19 protein-coding genes are annotated in these 19,797 nt (G+C 45.8%); 13 read left to right on the top strand and 6 right to left on the bottom strand.

Features of this window, described 5'->3' with window-relative positions:
- Positions 1–25 precede the first annotated feature (25 nt).
- From ABXT70_RS13755 to ABXT70_RS13705, 11 genes are all read left to right on the top strand, one after another.
- The gene (locus ABXT70_RS13755; RefSeq protein ID WP_443641033.1) at positions 26–1,114 is read left to right on the top strand and encodes an ABC transporter ATP-binding protein; all 1,089 of its coding nucleotides are present in this window, start codon (positions 26–28) and stop codon (positions 1,112–1,114) included.
- The gene (locus ABXT70_RS13750; RefSeq protein WP_443641032.1) at positions 1,111–2,013 is read left to right on the top strand and encodes an ABC transporter permease; all 903 of its coding nucleotides are present in this window, start codon (positions 1,111–1,113) and stop codon (positions 2,011–2,013) included. The genes ABXT70_RS13755 and ABXT70_RS13750 overlap by 4 nt, the downstream gene beginning before the upstream one ends.
- 10 nt (positions 2,014–2,023) lie before the next feature.
- Entirely contained in the window at positions 2,024–2,833 is an 810-nt protein-coding gene (locus tag ABXT70_RS13745; RefSeq protein ID WP_443641031.1) for an ABC transporter permease, read from the top strand.
- A gap of 70 nt (positions 2,834–2,903) precedes the next feature.
- Positions 2,904–3,857, top strand: a complete 954-nt coding sequence (locus tag ABXT70_RS13740) for an arginase family protein (RefSeq protein ID WP_443641030.1) — start codon at positions 2,904–2,906, stop codon at positions 3,855–3,857.
- Positions 3,854–4,789, top strand: coding sequence for an arginase family protein (locus tag ABXT70_RS13735; RefSeq protein ID WP_443641029.1), 936 nt, complete (start codon positions 3,854–3,856; stop codon positions 4,787–4,789). The genes ABXT70_RS13740 and ABXT70_RS13735 overlap by 4 nt, the downstream gene beginning before the upstream one ends.
- On the top strand, positions 4,780–5,775 hold the full coding sequence (locus ABXT70_RS13730) for an arginase family protein (RefSeq protein WP_443641028.1): 996 nt from the start codon (positions 4,780–4,782) through the stop codon (positions 5,773–5,775). Before ABXT70_RS13735 ends, ABXT70_RS13730 begins: the two co-directional genes overlap by 10 nt.
- A gap of 22 nt (positions 5,776–5,797) precedes the next feature.
- Complete coding sequence (locus ABXT70_RS13725; protein ID WP_443641027.1) at positions 5,798–6,784, top strand: arginase family protein; 987 nt, start codon at positions 5,798–5,800, stop codon at positions 6,782–6,784.
- Positions 6,785–6,792: 8 nt separating this feature from the next.
- The gene (locus ABXT70_RS13720; protein ID WP_443641026.1) at positions 6,793–7,503 is read left to right on the top strand and encodes a hypothetical protein; all 711 of its coding nucleotides are present in this window, start codon (positions 6,793–6,795) and stop codon (positions 7,501–7,503) included.
- The gene (locus ABXT70_RS13715; protein WP_443641025.1) at positions 7,500–8,993 is read left to right on the top strand and encodes an aldehyde dehydrogenase family protein; all 1,494 of its coding nucleotides are present in this window, start codon (positions 7,500–7,502) and stop codon (positions 8,991–8,993) included. Before ABXT70_RS13720 ends, ABXT70_RS13715 begins: the two co-directional genes overlap by 4 nt.
- Positions 8,990–10,186 (top strand): CaiB/BaiF CoA transferase family protein, encoded by a 1,197-nt coding sequence (locus ABXT70_RS13710; RefSeq protein WP_443641024.1) that lies wholly within the window; start codon positions 8,990–8,992, stop codon positions 10,184–10,186. Before ABXT70_RS13715 ends, ABXT70_RS13710 begins: the two co-directional genes overlap by 4 nt.
- A complete protein-coding gene (locus ABXT70_RS13705; RefSeq protein WP_443641023.1) occupies positions 10,183–11,112 on the top strand; it encodes a hydroxymethylglutaryl-CoA lyase in 930 nt (309 codons plus the stop codon). The genes ABXT70_RS13710 and ABXT70_RS13705 overlap by 4 nt, the downstream gene beginning before the upstream one ends.
- Before the next feature lie 361 nt (positions 11,113–11,473).
- Here ABXT70_RS13705 and ABXT70_RS13700 read toward each other — a convergent pair whose 3' ends face one another.
- Positions 11,474–12,121 carry a class I SAM-dependent methyltransferase gene (locus tag ABXT70_RS13700; protein ID WP_443641022.1) on the bottom strand — a complete coding sequence of 216 codons (648 nt, stop codon included), beginning with the start codon at positions 12,119–12,121 and terminating at the stop codon, positions 11,474–11,476.
- A gap of 1,136 nt (positions 12,122–13,257) precedes the next feature.
- Here ABXT70_RS13700 and ilvD point away from each other — a divergent pair.
- Positions 13,258–14,964 (top strand): dihydroxy-acid dehydratase, encoded by a 1,707-nt coding sequence (ilvD, locus tag ABXT70_RS13695; RefSeq protein WP_443641020.1) that lies wholly within the window; start codon positions 13,258–13,260, stop codon positions 14,962–14,964.
- 199 nt (positions 14,965–15,163) lie between these two features.
- On the opposite strand, the gene ABXT70_RS13690 is transcribed toward ilvD, so the two are convergent.
- From ABXT70_RS13690 to ABXT70_RS13670, 5 genes are all read right to left on the bottom strand, one after another.
- Positions 15,164–15,475, bottom strand: coding sequence for a hypothetical protein (locus ABXT70_RS13690; protein ID WP_443641019.1), 312 nt, complete (start codon positions 15,473–15,475; stop codon positions 15,164–15,166).
- A 171-nt stretch (positions 15,476–15,646) separates the two neighbouring features.
- Positions 15,647–17,326: a protein adenylyltransferase SelO gene (locus ABXT70_RS13685; protein WP_443641018.1), complete on the bottom strand. Its 1,680-nt coding sequence runs from the start codon at positions 17,324–17,326 to the stop codon at positions 15,647–15,649.
- A 108-nt stretch (positions 17,327–17,434) separates the two neighbouring features.
- Positions 17,435–17,710, bottom strand: coding sequence for a hypothetical protein (locus ABXT70_RS13680; RefSeq protein WP_443641017.1), 276 nt, complete (start codon positions 17,708–17,710; stop codon positions 17,435–17,437).
- Between the two features lie 18 nt (positions 17,711–17,728).
- On the bottom strand, positions 17,729–18,019 hold the full coding sequence (locus tag ABXT70_RS13675) for a hypothetical protein (protein WP_443641016.1): 291 nt from the start codon (positions 18,017–18,019) through the stop codon (positions 17,729–17,731).
- 44 nt (positions 18,020–18,063) lie between these two features.
- The gene (locus ABXT70_RS13670; RefSeq protein ID WP_443641015.1) at positions 18,064–18,207 is read right to left on the bottom strand and encodes a hypothetical protein; all 144 of its coding nucleotides are present in this window, start codon (positions 18,205–18,207) and stop codon (positions 18,064–18,066) included.
- A gap of 263 nt (positions 18,208–18,470) precedes the next feature.
- Here ABXT70_RS13670 and ABXT70_RS13665 point away from each other — a divergent pair, with 263 nt between their 5' ends.
- On the top strand, positions 18,471–19,721 hold the full coding sequence (locus tag ABXT70_RS13665) for an MFS transporter (RefSeq protein ID WP_443641014.1): 1,251 nt from the start codon (positions 18,471–18,473) through the stop codon (positions 19,719–19,721).
- The last annotated feature ends 76 nt before the right edge of the window (positions 19,722–19,797 follow it).

Below are 19,797 nucleotides of genomic sequence, written 5' to 3'. Positions count from 1 at the left end.
TTTTTTGTCAGGTTTAGGAGCCCATATGTCGTCTACCGCCCAATCCCTTCCCATCGAAATATCCAGCCTTTGCAAGGCCTACGGACCAATCAAAGCGCTGGATGATGTGTCGCTAAATATTGCTGCTGGCGAGTTCCTGACCCTGCTGGGGCCATCAGGATCGGGCAAGACGACACTCTTGATGGCGCTAGCTGGTTTTGTGCGTCCTGACGGTGGCTCGATTCGGTTTGGTGATCAAGAAATGATTGCAACACCGCCGCACAAACGTGGCCTTGGTATGGTCTTTCAAAGCTATGCGTTGTTTCCATTCATGACGGTGGCGGAAAACGTGGCCTATCCATTGAAAATCCGTGGGGTTTCCAAAAGTGATCAAAAAACGCGCGTCGAACGTGTGCTGGATACTGTAGAACTTGGGGGCTATGGGGATCGGCGTATCACCCAACTCTCTGGTGGTCAAAGGCAGCGTGTGGCGCTTGCCCGGGCGATGGTGTTCGAGCCACGGATTATCCTCATGGACGAGCCCCTATCGGCACTTGACAAAAAGCTGCGCGAACATATGCAGATTGAATTAAAGGCGCTTCATCAAAAATTAGATGCAACTGTTGTATACGTAACCCATGATCAGCGCGAAGCCCTGACGATGTCAGACCGGATTGCGGTGGTCAATCATGGGCGCATCGAGCAGATCGATACCCCTCAGCGGCTATATCGTCAGCCTCATAGTTTCTTTGTGGCGGACTTTATTGGGGAATCAATTTCCTTGCCGGTGACAGTAGCCAACGATACGGCGCAACTTGGTGGGCGCGTGCTGAAATCTGATTTAGCCATTGCCCCGGGTAGTGGAGGGCATCGCTTAGTAATTCGGCCTGAATTGCTGGAAGTCATGTCAGGCCCTGTGCCTGAAGATGCTAATGACTTTTCTGGCCGGGTCAACGATATCATTTATCAAGGTGACAGCGTGCTGGTTATCGTTGAACACGACAGTGTGGGCATGATTAATGTGCGCGTACCTGCTAACCGTGCTGGCCAGACTGGGCTCCCTTCCAAGGGAGAGAAAATTGGTCTGGCCCTGCACCCAGAAGATACGATCATCGTACCGGAACATGTGTCATGAATATCTCTGAGGGCAATGCGGGAGCTAAAACATTTCACAACGCTAGCATACTCAAAGCTGAAGACCGCCGCGAACGCTTGACGTTTTTGGGGCTTTCGATGCCTGCAGTTCTTGCTATTTTAATTGTCGTATTTCTGCCGATTTTCTGGCTGTCTTCGCTCTCATTTTATAATGCAGCGGGCGAGTTGAGCACAGAAAATTATGCTCGTATTTTTGAAAGCGCTTTGTATCGTCGAACCTTTGTTGTCACCTTTCAGATCAGCATTGCTGTGACGGTCATTTGTATTCTTCTTGGTTATCCGCTGTGTTACTTGTTGACCAAGGTGAAAGACAGAACGGCTGCCATTTTGATGATTTTCGTGTTGGTTCCGTTTTGGACGTCGGTTCTGGTGCGCACCTACGCCTGGCTAGTTCTGTTGCAGCGTAATGGCATCATTAATTCGTCGCTCATGTCGCTTGGTATAATTGAGGAGCCGCTGCAACTCGCTCACAACCTTACGGGATCAATCATTGGCATGGTACATATTATGCTGCCGTTTCTGATTTTGCCTCTCTATGCCACCATGCGCAATATTGACACTGACTTAGTTAGGGCTGCTGTGGGGCTTGGCTCCAGCCCACGTGGGGCATTCTGGCGGGTGTTTTTCCCGATGTCCCTACCGGGCCTTTTCGCAGGCATCGTGCTGGTCTTCATCTTGTCACTTGGGTTTTTCGTTACACCCGCTTTACTGGGTGGTGGCCGGGTACAAATGTTGGCGCAGCGCATAGAAAGTACCATAACAATTTATTCCAATTGGGGTGCAGCATCAGCTTTGGGTGTTGTCCTACTGCTGTTGGCACTGGTGATGATCTGGCTGATGAACCGTGTCTTTGGCCTCGACAAACTATTCATGCGCTGAGGATATGGAAATGGAACAAGTTGGACAACGAAAAATAGATGGGTTGTGGCTAACAGTGGTTGGCATCGCAGTGCTTTTCTTTCTGATCCTACCTACGCTTATTGTGATCCCAATGTCGTTTTCGGGGGCCTCATTTTTGGAATTCCCGCCAACGTCATTCTCGTTTCGCTGGTACGCAGCCTATTTCACATCTCCAGAATGGATGAGCGCCACCAAGACGTCACTCATTGCGGCAGTGATGACCACGGCGATTGCGACACCTTTAGGCTCACTTTGTGCTTATGGCCTACATTGTTCTGCCCCACGGATCCGTAATATTGCACAGATCCTTGTGATCATGCCCATTGTCGTACCGGTGATCCTGATTGCTGTAGGTGTATTTAGCCTTTATGCCAAGCTGGGACTCAATTATACGCTTACCGGAATTGTGATCGCCCATACGGCGCTGGCGTTGCCTTTTGTGATTGTGACCGTGATGTCGGGTTTACAGAACTATGATTTCGATCAGGAACTGGCTGCACGCAGTCTAGGTGCTTCCAGAGCATACGCCTTGTGGACAATCACTGTACCGCAAGTCAAATTTTCGATTCAGACAGGGGCCTTTTTGGCCTTCATCACCTCGTTGGACGAGGTTGTGATTTCGATGCTGGTCTCGGGTGGGGACAACGCTACGATTACCCGCCGCATGTTTAACTCATTGCGTGATCAGCTTGATCCAACAATTGCTGCAATATCAACTTGCTTAATTTTTGTCTCTATCAGCGCTTTAGTTATGATTTCTATTTTTAATAGAAATCAAAAAAATAAGGAACAATTATGATTTCCCAAAAGTTATCAAGAATATTTTTTCCAGCTATTCACTATTGGGTTGAAATTTAATGACTAAGCTTATGAGTGAATCTACAACCGCTAGCACCACATATGCTGGATTTTCTGAAACCAATATAGAAGAAGTTTCTCAAGGCAGTATTGTTGTTTTTGGTGTACCTGCTGATTCCACTTTACCTCGACGAAGTGGCTGTTCAAATGGCCCTAAGGCTCTACGACGCGCAACAATGGGCGCTTTGGGTTGTTATTTTAACTCGCCATCCAAAACAGTTGTCTCACTTGATTCAGGAAAGGCTACCCGCTTTAGAAGTGAAGTCATTGGCATTGATTTAGGCGACCTTGCTGACTGTACTGAAGTCACAATAGACACTTTAAAACAAGTTGAACAGGTCACTGCGGGGGTGCATGAGCAGGGTGGATTGCCCGTTCTTTTGGGAGGGGACGGACGAATTCTAGAGGGATTGATTGCTGGACTGCAAAGCTCCTCTAGTGAATTTGGGCTGCTCGTTATATCAAACCGATTGGATATACCAAGAGTCAATGGTTTGGCCTCTAAAGCGCTGTCATCACTTATGACAGTTAGGACTAAACCTGAAAATTATCCTCTGCTTGTTATCGGTGCTAATGGCATTCAGCCGTATGAAAACTGGAAAGGAATAGAAGACATTCAGGGCAATGTAATTTCTGCTGAAGTTATTCATGAGCAAGGTGTAGAGGTTGCTGTAAATGCGATCCAACAATTTGGCCTCCAAAACAAACAAATCTTATGCGTCATAGATGCTGGAGTTTTAGATACTGGCTATGCAGCCGGGACGCCAGGGCTTAATGTAGGTGGCTTAACGCCATTGCAGCTCACAGATATTCTTTCTAAAGCTAATGTAGCGTCACAGTTAGTAGGCATTGGTGTAACCGATGTGGCCCCTTTACTTGATGCTCGAGGTCATTCTCAATATGCCACTGCGCAGGCGCTTCTAGCAATACTTGGTGATCGGCTGTTTGAGGAAATGTCCTTATGAGTTCAGTAGATTTACCTGTTTCAATGTTGTCAGTGCCCTCTTTTTTTGGTGCTCCTATTGGTGATATTGAAGATCTTTCAGAAGGAAAAATAGCGGTTGCAGGACTCTTCTGTGATCATTTTTCGGCAGGGGAGCCAGGCGCCAGATATGCTGCTCGGCAATTAAGGTATGCCTCCTTACCCGTGCTAACCCACAGACCAAATATTGCTCCTGCTAATAATATTATTGATGTTGGCGAACTCAATATTTTTCCTATTGAACCTCAGAAAACCCTATCAATTCTTAAAGAACAAAGTTTTAGAATTCACCAAACAGGCGCTAAACTTCTGACATTGGGTGGAGACTATAGTCTTATTCCTGCCTTAGTTTCTGGCCAATTACAGGCAAGGCCAGATCGTGATTTAAAAATCATTCGAATTTCACGTAATTTGGATGCAGCAGAAATCCCAAATCCACAAAAAAAACCGCTGAGTCGTTCATGTGCAACACGACAACTTGGCGAACACTGTGGTGGCTCAAAATCAATTACGCTTTTAGGGGTAAGCGATTCAAACCCCCTAGAGGAATTTGAGTATTTAGCTGATAGTTTTGTTCGTTCAGCGCATCAACTGTCAACATCATTAAGCGGACTAACGGAACAACTATTAAATGGCTTGCCAGACAAAAATGTTAGTTTTTATCTTAGTGTAGATATCGATGTTCTCGCCTTGCCGTCCATTCGTTCTAACTCTGCATACACTGGAACTGGACTGACACCAAAGCAGTTAACTTCACTCATCCTTGAATTAGGAAAACTACCCATTATCGGTGCTGACGTGACTGGATATATTCCAGACCTAGATATCTCTGGCAGCTCTGCTAGTGTCACTGTTGCCGAGATTGTGAGAAGCGTCATTGAAACAATGTCTCAGGAGAGTGTCTTATGCCGTTGAGAAATGCTCCATTACCTCGTATGGCTGGCCATCTTTCCTTTATGAGATCAGTAAGAGCAAAGGTTGAAGACTTATCACCAGGAACATTAGCCATTATTGGTGTGCCGATGGAAGGCAGTAAAAACCTACAATCTGGCGCCCGTTTCTCTCCCTTATCGATTAGAGAAACGTCAGTTTATTTTGGTTGGTATGCTAACCCACAATTTAGTAATCCCATCAATATTGACGAGCAAGAGGTGTTTGATACGTCATCAATCAATGAGCGATTATTTGATCTTGGAGATATTCCAGTTTTAGGACAAACCAGGTCAAAAGCTGAAGAGCTTATTAACCATGCTATTGCACAAGTTTATAGTCGCAATGCCACGAGTATTGTTCTGGGTGGAGATAGTAGCATTATTGCCCCTGTTTCCAGAGCCATTGCCAATGGAAAGTCTGTCGCTTACATACAAATTGGCGGAAAGACACCGGGAACTTCGGATACAAAGCTTGATCATCAGGCTTCTTCACCGCTTTATTCTCTCTTGGCAAGTGGCGAAGTTAAGCTGGCAGATACTTGTATTCTTGCCCCGGCTGAAAATCCATCTGTAGAATTTTTAACAGAGCTTTCAGGTGCGGGTGCAAAAATACTTTCATCAAGCCAACTTAAAGACATGAGCTCTAAGGAGATTGCTGATTTAAGCCACACATTATCCAACAAAGAGGTCCCCGTGATTATTAACCTGGATCTATCCTCGGTATCTTCAGAACTTCATGGTATGTCTGACCAACCCGTATTTAATGGAATGAGCCTAAAGTTGTTAAGGCGAGTTCTAGCGGCACTCGCTAGCGCACCGATAGCCACCCTAATTTTGACGGGTCATAACCCTACAATAAATGGACTAAGCGTCGTTAAAACTGGTCAGCGCCTCATTGTTACTGCACTCGTTGGATACATCTGTTCACGTCTTGGGCTTATGAACGATGTCAACTTAAATGATAATTAAAAAAAGGGGCAAACTCTAACTTATGTCAAATTATCCAAAAATGAACCCTGTTGCCCACTCTCTTTTTAGTGCGCCACTTGGATCTCCTGAAGAAGTTCAGTCTGGGGTACTTGGGGTTGTGGGAATGCCATCTGACTGGACACATTCTAGCCGGGTTGGAACTCGCTTTGGCCCAGAGGCGCTAAGAGTGGCCACTACCGAAATATCAAAATCTATTTCGCACGAGCAAGCTGAATTTTTTGATCCTATTTTGAAAAATGTGCTTCGAAAACGTCAAGATCAATGGATTGTTGATTGCGGTGATGCTGATATTTTTCCAGATTGTGTGGAAGATACCACTGAGTCTATTGCCTTAATGACACGAGCAATTACAGCGGGTGGTGGTATACCTCTTGGGCTAGGTGGTGATCATTATAATGGCTATCCTGCATGCCTTGGGTATTCACGAGGTCTTTCAGATCGAGATCCAAATCGAAAGTTTGGCTATATACAGGTTGATGGGCACCTAGATTTTACCAATCGTCTAGGAGCATGGGGCGCTTATAATCATGCCACTAATGGTCGACGAATTTCAGAATTCTCTAATATTATTCAACCCAATATGGTTTGGATTGGCATATCGGGTTGGATTGATGGAGGCGAGTATGAGCTGATTAAAAGCATGGGAGGAAAGGTTTTCTCTTCCCAAGATGTTCATCGCCTCGGAGCTGCCAAAGTCATGGAGCTGGCTATTAAGCATGCCACAAGAGGGTGCGAAAGCCTTTATGTTTCGCTTTGCATTGATGCTATGGATGCTGGTTATTTACCTGGAACAGGTTCAGTTGTTCATAGTGGAATTACGCCAAGACAATATTGCCAAATGCTAGATATCCTTTCGGAAGCACCGTTTGATGGGCTAGATATTGTAGAGACTTGCCCCCCACTTGATCCTTCAGGACGCACACAACAAATGGCTGCACATTTGCTCTTACGCACGCTTCGCAAACATATGTTTCACACTAGTGAATAAAATTAATTATGAACATATTTAAAGGTATTAAGTCTTTTGGTGCACTCTATCATGACGGTGCACCCCAACCTCGTCCATCGCGCCCCTGGGTCACTGATTTCTCAATACTACCAGTGCCTTATAAAGGTATGGAGCTCGGTAATATTTCGGAGTTTGAACCTGCTCCAGACTGGAGTCGTTGGTGCTTGGGAGATACTCCCACCCACCCTAACAACACGTTGAACTGGATTGTTATCGAAGATAGCACTCGGCGACTTTATATTTGTGATCGCATGATTCTTGTTCGTGTTAGTTGGCAAGATTTATTTGACGCAGGATATGTTGATGGAGCTGAGGTGGTGATTGATGGAAAAACTTACACATGTCGATTGATGACTGGAGGCACTGATTATCAGGTGGGCACCGATGGACTTAGTGGTGGTCATCCAACTGATAACGAGTGGGATTGTTTTGTCTCAGGAGAAGAACAGGTGGAGGGATTGCCAACACTGACAGCCAAGGATCGGACTGGAGTGTTAAGTGATAAGGTGCTTCAAGCATCCCATAATCAATTCTGGAATTGGATTGGAGCTGTGAGCTGGACTTCAACACCCTATGCAAATCGGGAAACTGCTCGCTGTTGCCGTGGTTATCAGGCGGGCCAATTTTTTTACTTAAATACCTATGATCATCGACATGAGGATATCGGTTGGCGACCTGTTTTGGAGCAATTACTATGACCATTCGAACGGCCAACGAGCAAGCAATAAAACATAACTTCATTGCTGGTGAATGGCGTCCCAGCTCAGAATATATGGAGAATATTAATCCATCAGACACCAATGATGTAATCGCGAGATACGCCATTGCCTCTAGTAATGACGTGCAAGATTCTGTTTCAGCAGCAGTCACTGCGATGCCAGTTTGGTCAGGCAGCACCTCTGGCGAAAGATTTGAGATTCTCGATGCAATTGGATCGGAGATTATTCAACGTAAGAATGAGTTAGGTGATCTTCTAGCACGTGAAGAGGGCAAAACACTCAAAGAAGCTGTAGCGGAGGCTCATCGAGCCGGCAGTCTCTTTAAGTTTTTTGCAGCAGAGGTCTATCGCGCAGAGGTAGAGGGTTATCGTTCTCTTCGCCAAGGCATATCACTTGAGGTTCGGCGCGAACCAATCGGCGTCGTTGCTGCAATAACACCTTGGAATTTTCCGTTGGCGATTCCAGCCTGGAAAATTGCTCCAGCGCTGGCCTATGGCAACACCGTTGTTTTCAAACCCGCCGAACTGGTGTCAGGTTCTGCTTGGGTGCTGGCAGAGATTATTTCGCGCGCAGGTCTTCCAGAGGGAGTGTTCAACCTCGTCATGGGGCGGGGTACAGAAGTGGGCGCAGCCCTTGTTGAACATGCAGATGTGGCAGGTGTCACCTTTACTGGATCCACGGCTGTTGGACGCAAAATTGGTGCGACTACATTTGCCCGTGGAGGTAAGATGCAGCTGGAAATGGGCGGTCAGAACCCACTCATCGTGCTTGATGATGCCGACCTTGAAAGTGCTGTTGAATTTGCCATTAACGGCTCTTTCTATTCTACTGGCCAGCGATGTACCGCATCATCTCGACTGATTGTAACTGAGGGCATTCATGACGCTTTCGTTGCTGCTATGTTACATCGTATGCAAGCTCTGAGAATTGGGGATGCCCGTAATCCAGATACAGACATAGGTCCTGTCGTGAGTGAGGCACAGCTTAAGAATAACCTTGACTACCTTCGCACGGCTAAGACCGAGGGAGCTAGGCTTCTCACAGGGGGAGATGAACTTGAACGGGAAACGCCAGGATGGTATTTATCTCCAGCACTTTTTACTAATGCTACGAGCGAGATGCAAATTTGTCGTGAGGAGGTATTTGGGCCAATAGCTTCAGTCATATCTGTCAGTGACTATGATGAAGCACTCTTTGTAGCTAATGACTCCGACTTTGGTCTGTCAGCTGGTATTGTTTCCAATGACCGCAAAATAATTGATCATTTTACGGCTAATATACAGGCTGGAATGGTACAGATTAATCTTCCAACTGCGGGTATGGATTTTCACGCACCTTTTACTGGGCGTAAAAATTCATCATATGGCCCACCTGAAAAGGGCAGTCATTGCCGTGAGTTTTTTACCAACAGTAAGGTTGTTCATGCAAATTATGGTGAGCGCTTAAACCCTAAAAAGGAGGGCGTATGAAACCTTTATTGGGATATCGTGTACTTGATCTCTCAAACGTTCTGTCTGGGCCATTCTGCGGCTGTCAACTCGCCCACCTTGGGGCCGAGGTGATCAAGATTGAAGTGCCCAATAGAGGCGATTTAGCCAGGCAATTAGGCTTAGATGTTGAGCTCAATCAAAAACTCATGGGGGCTACTTTTCTTGCTCAAAACTCGGGTAAACGCTCCATTACTATTAATCTTAAATCGGAGGAGGGCGTTGCTGTATTTAAACGTCTTGTAAAAACGGCTGATGTGATCGTTGAGAATTTTAGACCCGGCGTGATGGATCGTCTTGGTGTTGGCTATGAGGCACTTAAGGACTTGAACGCAGATTTAGTTTATTGCGCAATATCTGGCTTTGGTCAGGAAGGCCCACTGAAGAGTCGGCCAGCATATGATCAAATTATTCAAGGTATGTCGGGCACTATGAGCATCACCGGCGATGTAGAAACAGCGCCTTTGAGGGTTGGCTTTCCTATAGCGGACACCATTGGTGGAATGACCGCAGCTTTTGCGATTTCAGCAGCACTGGCTAAACAAGATGGCAAGCGCGGGACCTTTATCGACGTTTCAATGCTGGAATCTGTCATGTGTACCATGGGTTTTCAGATTTCAAACTATTTCAACGCAAATCAAGAACCTCAGCCGATGGGTAATGAAAATTTTTCGAGTAGTCCGTCAGGGACTTTTCGAACTGGCTCTGGACAGATCAACATTGCGGCAAATAAACAGGAGCAGTTTGAAGCGACCTGTCAGGTCTTAGATCTTAATGAACTATGTGAAAATCCTAAATTTGCTACTAGAGAGTCACGGCTAGAAAATCGTGGTGAACTTTCTGAAATTCTCAACTTAGCTCTTGTGACTCGTTCTACAGATGAGTGGGTTGTATTATTAAATGAAGCAGGCGTTCCCTGCGGCCCTATTTTAACGGTGGCAGAAGCACTGGCTCAGCCGCAGATTGCAGACCGGGGTATGGTTGCTACTTACACTGACGTGCCCGGCGTAAATCGAGATATTCAAGTGACTCGTACGGGGATAAAACTTGATGGAAAAACACCCTCTGTTGATACCCCTCCCCCGATGCTTGGGGAGCATACTGATGATATTCTGGGTGAACTTGGTTTGACGACTAGTGAAATAAAAACGCTTAAAGAAGGAAAAGTAATATGACAGATATCGACATCGAGGTGAGTGAAGTTGGCCCGCGAGATGGCTTGCAAAGTATCAGTCAAATTATGCCCACTGAGGCTAAAAAGTGCTGGATTAAAGCGTTGGCTTTAGCGGGTGTTCCAGAGATAGAAGTCGGTTCGTTTGTTTCAGCGCGGCTATTCCCACAGCTCGCGGACACCATGGATATCGCAAAGTACGCCAGAACTATTAAAGGGCTCAAAGTGGCTGTTTTAGTACCAAATTTAAAGGGAGCTGAGCAAGCAATAATAGCAGGGGTCCACAAGCTTACCATCCCCATATCAGTGAGTGAGACTCACAGCCTGCGCAATGTCAATCGAACCCATGTGCAGATGCTCGACGAAGTCAAAAGTATAGTCGAGCTCATTAGACAGTTGCCTATTAATGAAAGGCCTACCATTGAAGGGGCGCTTTCAACCGCTTTCGGCTGCACCATTGAAGGCAGTGTCTCAGAAGATCGAGTAGAGGGATTAGCAGTCGCCTTAATGGAGGCTGGATGCGATGAGGTGGGCCTTTCTGATACTACCGGATACGCTAATCCCGTGCAGGTTAAACGTTTAATAGGGAAAGTCTGGAGTGCTATTGGTAGAGAGCATCTTACGGGGATTCATCTGCACAATACCCGAGGGCAAGGATTGGCAAATGTCTTAGCCGCAGTGGAAGTCGGACTAACCACCATTGACTCATCTATGGGAGGTATTGGTGGCTGTCCAGCAGCGCCGGGTGCCAGTGGTAATATTGTTACTGAGGATCTGGTTTTCTTGCTAGAGGCCATGGGGCTAAAAACGGGTATTGATTTTGATAGACTCATCTCTGCCAGAAATGTTGTTGCTACAGCGTTACCAGATGTTGAATTGTATGGCTTCACACCGAACGCTGGTTTGCCTCTTAGCTCTCCCCTAACATAGTGCTTTAACTTATTGAAAAAAGAGCTACCTGCTTATACTTTTAACTGTTGTTTTAACTTTATGTGTCATCCTTAAAACATCCTTTTACAGATATAACTCAACAGATAAAAAGTCTTGGTACTCCCAAAAATTTGGTGGGGTTCCGCCGCGACAGTTGGTATAGCCAAGAAGCACTTTGCTTTCAGCTAACGTTATTGGTGACAAATGAGAATCATTTGCTTTTGATGTTGTGAGGGTAATGTTCGCAAACCAAATATACGTCATAAACCTATAACACTGAATGCTTACAAAGAAACCTAACGCCCAAAGCAGCGGCGCGCGTTAGCGCGTCCAGCCCGCAGGGCGTTGCTGGTTTTGCTTGTTATGTTTCTTGTAACTTCTTTGCTACTACAAAATAGCTAGAAGCTCCTTTATATACTTCTTCTGATTCTACAACCTGAAAGCCGTTAGCAATTAATAGATCGTCTACTTCAGAGCTCGTTATCCTTCTTATAGGAATGGGAATTAATCCAATTTTACACAAGACCCTAACTAACTGAATTTGTAGATTAACTAAAAACGACATCTTTTGTCGCAAGCAAGGTGTTACAGAAATAAATAAACCATCCGGGTTTAATATTTCATTTATTCGTTGCGTAACATCCTGAGGACTAGGAACTGTGTGTAACATATTAAAAGCCAGAATCACATCATAATATTCGCTGGAATACTTTTTATCAAAAATATCCGATTGCTCGAAATTTACGTTTTCAATTTTACCAAGAGCGGCTTTCTCTTTTGATATTGCAATCATCTTAGATGAAATATCAATTGCATGAATATCTTTTACCAGACTAGAAAATTGACAGGATGCAGTGCCTGTCCCACACCCATAATCCAGAACAGTGTCGCTATCTTTCAAGAACCTTTTAGTATTTTCTCTAGATTTTTTATGAATGTACTCAAACCGCTCTTCAGTCTTGTCATAGTTTTCTGAAGCGTTATCCCAAAAATTTTCCGATTTATTCACTCTCTATACCTTAGGGTAAAACATAACAGCTTATTACTGACTAATCTGTTAAATAGTTGAACATGATTATTATCATAATCATTCGCAATAATCCCACGAGGCAGATTTTGGAGCATAGGATTATCTAAAGTCACAATATATTAGATGTTCCAATTCGCGGCAATAAAATGTTGAATATATCCACCGGCATCAGGGAATGGGCCATGCTTTGGATTTCTAGGTGAAACATGCCTAGGCCAAAGTGTTAGCAGTACTGCATCCACATTCCTTTTTGCTGCTTCATGGATAAAGTCTGCGGACTGATTCGTGCTTCTTGTAAAAATGAATCGCACGCCCATAACCCATAAGTGTTCCCATTGGCAAACTCTATAATTCTTTCATCTGAGTTTCTTATACCAGCGAGTGAGCGGACCACGGAAGATTTTCCTGTTGATTCACTTCCTATGATTATAAATGTTTCCTTAAACTTTCCTCCTTAAGAGACATAACAGTACATTTATGAGGCCTACCGGCACTCATAATAATTATTAACGAGCCGCTCTATTATTTTTTCTTATAAAGATACTGGCTCACAACGTGCTGAAAGTGTAGTCTTTTTTTTCGGCTCATTACTTGCCCAGTTACAAAAAAGACCGAGTTCGGCTCTTTATTTTTAAACAGAGATATACTGTATGGATAACCAAATAAAGGTATAAGGCGGCAATTAACTTGTGAAACACAGTACCCTAAAGTAATTTATGAAGCACTGACTCGAAGCCTAGAAAGTGCGCTTTTCCAGTTACTTTGGAATTTTTTCTAACTCCCTTGTAGCTTAGAGGGAGAACCGTTGCTTATGGGAGAACTCAGCGAAGTCTGCATCAACTTTGTTCCGCAAAAAATCCACAAAAGCTAAGGGCTTCTTCGATTAAACTGCACCGCGATTATTAGTTCGGTGGCCATGGCCATGCATAGCCACCTGCTGTTGGGCCGAAATAAAGTTATTCGGCTACTGTCACTAGCTGGTTTCAGAGGTTTAGTTCCATAGGTGAATAATAATATTTTTTACATATTGATCCAGAATGATTATTATATTCGTATCACTCAATTCCATGGCGCACTGTCTGCTTTTATCAGCGCCCACCCTCAAGAGAAACACCATGACGCAAGACACCACTAACACCGATGATAAAATCAATCGCCGTAGCAAAAACATCACCGAGGGCACCGCACGCGCGCCCAATCGCTCAATGTATTACGCTATGGGCTACGAGGCTGAAGATTTCAAGAAACCTATGGTCGGTGTAGCTAACGGCCATAGTACAATCACTCCGTGCAACAGCGGTCTGCAAAGGCTGGCTGATGCAGCGATCGCCGGAATCGAAGAGGCAGGTGGAAACGCACAAGTCTTTGGAACCCCAACAATTTCCGATGGCATGGCCATGGGCACAGAGGGCATGAAGTACTCGTTGATTAGCCGTGAAGTGATCTCTGATTGTATTGAAACATGCGTGCAAGGCCAGTGGATGGACGGCGTGCTGGTACTTGGCGGTTGTGACAAAAATATGCCTGGCGGCCTCATGGGCATGTTGCGTGCCAATGTGCCTTCTATCTATGTGTATGGCGGCACCATACTTCCTGGTCGCTACAAGGGCCAAGATCTCAACATCGTTAGTGTTTTTGAGGCAGTGGGCGAACATGCGGCTGGCCGTATGAGCGACGAAGACTTGCTTCAAATCGAACGCCGCGCTGTTCCTGGCACAGGCAGTTGTGGCGGCATGTACACAGCCAACACAATGTCTAGCTCATTCGAAGCGTTGGGTATTTCGCTGCCTTACTCATCTACTATGGCTAACCCTCATGATGAGAAAATGAACTCTGCCAAAGAGTCTGCCAAGGTACTTATTGAAGCGATACGCATGAACCTAAAGCCGCTCGACATTGTTAACAAAAAATCGATTGAAAACGCAGTGGCGGTTATTATGGCCACGGGCGGTTCTACCAACGCCGTGCTGCACTTTTTAGCCATTGCACATGCGGCTGGAGTAGAGTGGACTATTGATGATTTTGAGCGCATGCGCCAGAAGACTCCTGTTCTGTGTAACCTTAAGCCTAGCGGGCAATACTTGGCAGTTGACCTGCACCAAGCCGGTGGCATTCCGCAGGTTATGAAAACACTGCTGGTAGCTGGGTTACTGCATGGTGACTGTATAACCATTACTGGCCAGACCATTACAGAGGTACTCAAAGACGTACCCGATGTACCGCGTGCTGACCAAGATGTGATTCGCCCTATTACTAACCCTGTATACAAACAAGGTCACCTAGCTATTCTTAAGGGTAACCTTTCACCAGAAGGTTGCGTGGCTAAGATCACTGGCCTAAAAACGCTTGCTATGACGGGCCCTGCCCGTGTATTTGACGATGAGCAGTCAGCACTGGAAGCTATTTTGGCTGGTAAAATCAAAGCTGGCGACGTAATGGTACTTCGCTACTTAGGCCCTAAAGGCGGTCCGGGCATGCCCGAAATGCTTGCACCTACAGGCGCATTGATCGGTGCAGGTTTAGGCGACAGCGTTGGTTTGATCACAGACGGTCGTTTTTCTGGCGGTACGTGGGGTATGGTTGTTGGACATGTGGCACCAGAGGCAGCCGCCGGTGGTAACATTGCTTTTATTAATGAAAACGACTCCATCACCATTGATGCCAAGCAGCTATTGCTGCAACTTAACATCAGTGATGAGGAACTTGCTGAGCGTAAGAAAGATTGGCAAACTCCATCACCGCGTTATACCCGTGGCGTACAAGCGAAGTTTGCCTTTAATGCTTCTAGCGCCAGTAAGGGTGCGGTGCTCGACGACTACTAAATAAAGACTTTAGTAGTGAATAAAAAAAGCCCAGTATAGTGATCTCTGTCTGGGTTTTTTTATGCATGGCGTAATGCCTTGACGCTATTTCAGCCGCCAATATAAGAAATCTCAACTTTTTTCATTGCCGCAGTTTCTGCTGTACGTCTTTCCGAATACCTGTCTCCACGCTGACTCCAAACAAAGCCTATGGCACTGGCTATTTGCCATCAGTTGAAAGCCGGGCGCGCGTAAAGCTAGAACAAAAGGCTTGCGTTACGCTTGAAATGACACCAATTTCTCCACTACCATCCGCATAGGTCCAACGTTGTGCTACTTCACCAGTGTAGTTTGATGTTGCTTCCACTAGAGGCATCTGTGCGTTGATGATATGTACGATCTCGGACGAGGGCACCACATCCTTCATACGCCAGCCGTTGGATGAACCTATGTCCATGAATTCAATGAAACCTACAATGTGGCCACTACCCTTAAAGCGCCCGTCCCGCTTTAGGCAAAGGTAAGCGCACAAGGTCTGCACCTATGTAGCGCCGAAACGGATCTGGCTGTGTCGCCCAGTCCAATCCAAGTGCGGCGGCGTAGAAATGGAAGTGATGCTATGTTTGCTCGTGGTAAGCGATCTGCACCTCTTCGGCACTCACCTCTTCCTCAATCAGGCCTTGAGTGATGCTATGTTCAATCATTACGACGAGCAACTATAATGTGATAAGCCACCCAGCTCAAATAGCTCAGACGGTTTTATCCTATAATACTTTTCCTCCACATCCTTGGATTGCTCCGCGTATGGTTGGGTCATTACGTCTTGCAGCTCTCTAACTAAAGTGTAGTTGCCTGCAGAGGCTTGCTGATACGCAGGTACAACAAACCACTCTTGTAAGCTGTACTTTGGGTTTACAAGTTTCATCTGCTTAGAGACCTCCGCACGAGATCTAGGCGCAGCAATACTACCTTCGGCTGTGCTAATGTTATTGCTATTGCTATCGATAAGCATTTTCCATTTGGTTAACCACTCTAACCAACGTTGATCCATTCCTACCGGATCTGTCGTATACATAGAACCTTTGTAGAAGCTTTTTTTGAGAGGGTTAATATCGTCAGGTATCATCGAGAGCTGGCGGAAGAAGAGGGTGTAATCGACAGAGGTTTGTACCATGAGTGTTTCTAGCTCACTGAACAGCGCCGCGTTAAACCTGACAAGTCCAAGTTTGGTAGCCCACATCTGCTCCATTTGCACTTCCATCTCTTTGGAAAATTTACTATTAATCTCATCTAGCTGTGGCAAATAGTCCTGATGAGACAATAGCAACGGCCGCAATGCCGTACAAAACATGTGGAAGTTACGTTCCGCTGCCACGGGTTGGTTTAGGAACGAGAAGTGATGCCCGCCACTTGTCCATGGCTGGTAGTGCGGGCTGAATGCATCGCAGAATCCGAACGGACCGTAATCAAGTGTGAAACCACCAGCCGCGCAGTTGTCGCTGTTAAAATTGCCTTGGCAGTAACCTACACGGATCCAGTTCGCTACAAGTGACGTAAGGCGGTTGCGGAATTCACGCGCTAGTAATACCACTTTTTCAGCGGTGCTTAGCTGCTTGTCGATGACGTTGGCGTACTCACGGTCGATCAAGTGCAACACCATCATCTCCAGTTCTGCCATGGCTTTTGGGTGTTCTTTCTTGCGGGCACGACGACCGAATAGCTCTAATTGACCTACTCTAATAAACGACGGTGCGACGCGTGTCGAGATAGCGGCGGGCTCAGATATCATCCTATCTGGATCCTTCATGCGCGAGCCCTCTGAGTACCAAGGCCGCTTCACCTGTTCCGTTTTAGAAACGTACAAACATAAAGATCGTGATGTAGGCACTCCTAGCGAGTGCATGTGTTCTTGTGCCAAGAATTCCCTTACACTGGAGCGCAAAACAGCCCGTCCGTCCGCTCCGCGAGAGTAGGGCGTTCGGCCTCCACCTTTGAGTTGCATCTCCCACCGCTCATTGTTGATGACAGCCTCAAGTACAGAAACTGCGCGCCCATCGCCGTATCCGTTGCCTGTTTTGAATGGGCATTGCTGGTAGTATTCAGTACCGAATATGGACACTGCGTAGCCACATGCCCAACCAACCTTGCGCATGGGTTCTGGTACGTGGGAGATATCACCAGAGAACATCCGCACGAAGTCGGGTAACTGTGCCATGTGGTCGGCCCAACCAAGTTCGCGGAAGAAATTTTGGCTATGGGCAACGTACTCAGGGTCCCTAATAGGGGTAGGATTTACGGGAACATAGTGCCCTGTGAATACTTGTCTTGGTAAGTGGTCAGCGCCGTTATCTTTGGCGTCAGGATCGCTGGAGAGCGTGTCCATGAGCGAGTAGTTTGCCAACTTTGCAAGATCTTCAAGCGTCGTTAAGGTCGCCGAGGGGTTCTGGGCCTGTGGTTTGGAAAGTAGCTTGGTCATCAATTTACTCCAGGCTCATTTCGCGGCTAGTAGGGCTTCTTCCCCGCTGCGTGGTTGATGGTATCTACGATTTCCTCGGTTTCTGGGGCCACCCTTTTCAGTAACGATTGAAACCCAATTAGTCAGGGATACCACACCCATCCCACTGTCAACTAACATATCACTTTGACTGCCACGTACATGCCAGATATTACAGCGATAAAATTCTTTGATATAGGGCTCAGAAATATAGGTGACATCCTCGCCTATTTTTTTTATTTGATACCAGTTTTCTGGTGCTATACGATTCATAGTAGGTTCCAAAAAACGCTACGGTTTTGTTTTGCATAGATTTATAGCGAAACCCATAGGAAGGTCCAGGCCACCTTCATCAGTAGGCGCAACCGCTTTCATAAAGCACTTAAATACCTTTATACCATCTGTTGTCCCACTGCATAATTTTACAGCCTGCCCCGTGGGTAGGCTTGCAGCGGCCGTAGCCAGTATGTAACAACGGATAGGCTCACTTTCAATCTCACTAGCATCACCCGAAGCTACTGCAACTCCATTTCCGAAGATCGTTGAGAAGGCTAAGGTTACTAATAACTTATTTATACGCATGAAAACATCCTTGTGTTAATGATAATTCTTAATAATCTATTCTATCACTTCATTAGCGAAGCGCCAGTTTCGGAACGGATCATCTGCCCATCTTCTTGCATTTTAACTTTAATCACAGACTCCCGTGACCCATCCTGAAACCTCATGACTGAGTGTTCCACCATAATATCGTAATTTTGTAGATGCATCGCCTCAATACCTCTTGCTTCATTGGCTTACTATAGAATGAGGCGCTAAGGTCCGTAGAGGTCCAGTGAGACTCGGTAGTCTATTACCCTAAGCAATGATATTTAGCTTGCACACTTACGCTGGGCTAAGTGACAAACAACTTTATGATTACTTATTGACGAGTAATGTAAGGCCATGTTCAACTACGATCAATACCCCACGTTATGTACAATCTCGACATCGTGCCCTTTATGCCATTGTTTCAACTAAAGAATTTTGCAACATGAATGATACTAGTGAAAGTAAGACGCTCCATCGAGCCATCATTGTTGTAGCGATGGGCTTTTTAGCACTGGCGTTGGTATTTTCGGCCCGTGCTGCTTTAGGGCTGGCAATGCCAATCTGGGAAAGTGAGTTGGGCTGGAGTCGTGGCTATGTTTCCAATGTTGCTGCTGTTGCGTTGTTAATCATGGCAATTGCATCGCCTATTTCAGGGTTCATTCTAGACCGTAAAGGCCTTCGGTTTACTTTGCTATTAGGGCTTATTGCGGTCTTCACATCCTGCGTTGTCATCAGTATGGCCAACAGTGCCTGGGTACTATTGATTGGTTTTGGTGTTATTGGTGGCGTTGGGTTTGGTATCATCGCAACTCACGTTGTTGCCTCTGCAGTGGCCCGCGCCTATCCAAAAAATGTTGGGTTTGCATCGGGCATTGCAACCTCGGGATCCTCTGCTGGACAGTTTTTAATTGTACCTTTAATCGCTTTTATTTTTGCTTCATTTAGTTGGCGTTGGGGATTTGTAGGAATTGCAGCGGGCATTGCATGCCTGATTCCTTTTGTTTGGTGGGTACCCAGGGATAAACCAATCAAGGCGCCCAAGAAAGCATCATCAGTGAATGACACCACTGACTTAAAATCTTCTATTAAGAAACTTTTTTCTACTCCGGTTTTTCATTTGCTGTTCTGGAGTTACCTCATCTGTGGTTACACAACCACTGGTGTTATTGAAACCCATTTAATGCCGTTTGCATCTTTTTGTGGTTTTAAACCAATACCAAGTGCAGCTGCTTATGGACTGCTGTCGGCGGTGAACCTGCTAGGTATGATTGGCATTGGCTGGTTAACCGATAAAATGAATCGGCCTTTATTACTTGGCTGTATTTATATTATTCGTGGCTTAACTTTCTGGATATTGCTTAATGTGGGCACTAGCTACGAAACACTGTTGTTGTTTGCAGTTATTTTTGGCGTAGTGGATTATTCGACGGTACCCGTTACCGCCAGTTTAGTCGCTAGTCATATTGGCCTTAAGGTGATGGGCTTAACCATGGGCTTACTATCGGCGGGGCATTCCATCGGTGCCGCCATAGCGGCTTCATTAGGGGGATACTTTTTTGATAAAGACGCAACTTATGACCTTATTTGGATGAGTTCGATCGCACTAGCCATCATTGCGGGTGTTCTGGCATTTCTAATAAAAGAAACCCCCTCTGCTGTTCCCAAAGTGCCAACCTTTAGTACATCTTCATGATCCACAGATTGTGAGACCATGACATATGTTTTCATAACAATAAATAGTCTAAGATGTGGGGTATGAAGAATATCTC

It is taken from the genome of Candidatus Njordibacter sp. Uisw_039 (genome assembly GCF_047730075.1).
GTDB lineage: Bacteria > Pseudomonadota > Gammaproteobacteria > Pseudomonadales > Balneatricaceae > Njordibacter.
This window is presented reverse-complemented; position numbering and strand designations above follow the sequence as displayed.

Excerpts from the sequence above, each read along its gene's own strand:
- ABXT70_RS13755 (WP_443641033.1), top strand. The coding sequence starts at position 26 with ATGTCGTCTACCGCCCAATCCCTTCCCATCGAAATATCCAGCCTTTGC.
- ABXT70_RS13750 (WP_443641032.1), top strand. The coding sequence starts at position 1,111 with ATGAATATCTCTGAGGGCAATGCGGGAGCTAAAACATTTCACAACGCT.
- ABXT70_RS13745 (WP_443641031.1), top strand. The coding sequence starts at position 2,024 with ATGGAACAAGTTGGACAACGAAAAATAGATGGGTTGTGGCTAACAGTG.
- ABXT70_RS13740 (WP_443641030.1), top strand. The coding sequence starts at position 2,904 with ATGAGTGAATCTACAACCGCTAGCACCACATATGCTGGATTTTCTGAA.
- ABXT70_RS13735 (WP_443641029.1), top strand. The coding sequence starts at position 3,854 with ATGAGTTCAGTAGATTTACCTGTTTCAATGTTGTCAGTGCCCTCTTTT.
- ABXT70_RS13730 (WP_443641028.1), top strand. The coding sequence starts at position 4,780 with ATGCCGTTGAGAAATGCTCCATTACCTCGTATGGCTGGCCATCTTTCC.
- ABXT70_RS13725 (WP_443641027.1), top strand. The coding sequence starts at position 5,798 with ATGTCAAATTATCCAAAAATGAACCCTGTTGCCCACTCTCTTTTTAGT.
- ABXT70_RS13720 (WP_443641026.1), top strand. The coding sequence starts at position 6,793 with ATGAACATATTTAAAGGTATTAAGTCTTTTGGTGCACTCTATCATGAC.
- ABXT70_RS13715 (WP_443641025.1), top strand. The coding sequence starts at position 7,500 with ATGACCATTCGAACGGCCAACGAGCAAGCAATAAAACATAACTTCATT.
- ABXT70_RS13710 (WP_443641024.1), top strand. The coding sequence starts at position 8,990 with ATGAAACCTTTATTGGGATATCGTGTACTTGATCTCTCAAACGTTCTG.
- ABXT70_RS13705 (WP_443641023.1), top strand. The coding sequence starts at position 10,183 with ATGACAGATATCGACATCGAGGTGAGTGAAGTTGGCCCGCGAGATGGC.
- ilvD (WP_443641020.1), top strand. The coding sequence starts at position 13,258 with ATGACGCAAGACACCACTAACACCGATGATAAAATCAATCGCCGTAGC.
- ABXT70_RS13685 (WP_443641018.1), bottom strand. The coding sequence starts at position 17,326 with ATGGACACGCTCTCCAGCGATCCTGACGCCAAAGATAACGGCGCTGAC.
- ABXT70_RS13680 (WP_443641017.1), bottom strand. The coding sequence starts at position 17,710 with ATGAATCGTATAGCACCAGAAAACTGGTATCAAATAAAAAAAATAGGC.
- ABXT70_RS13675 (WP_443641016.1), bottom strand. The coding sequence starts at position 18,019 with ATGCGTATAAATAAGTTATTAGTAACCTTAGCCTTCTCAACGATCTTC.
- ABXT70_RS13670 (WP_443641015.1), bottom strand. The coding sequence starts at position 18,207 with ATGCATCTACAAAATTACGATATTATGGTGGAACACTCAGTCATGAGG.
- ABXT70_RS13665 (WP_443641014.1), top strand. The coding sequence starts at position 18,471 with ATGAATGATACTAGTGAAAGTAAGACGCTCCATCGAGCCATCATTGTT.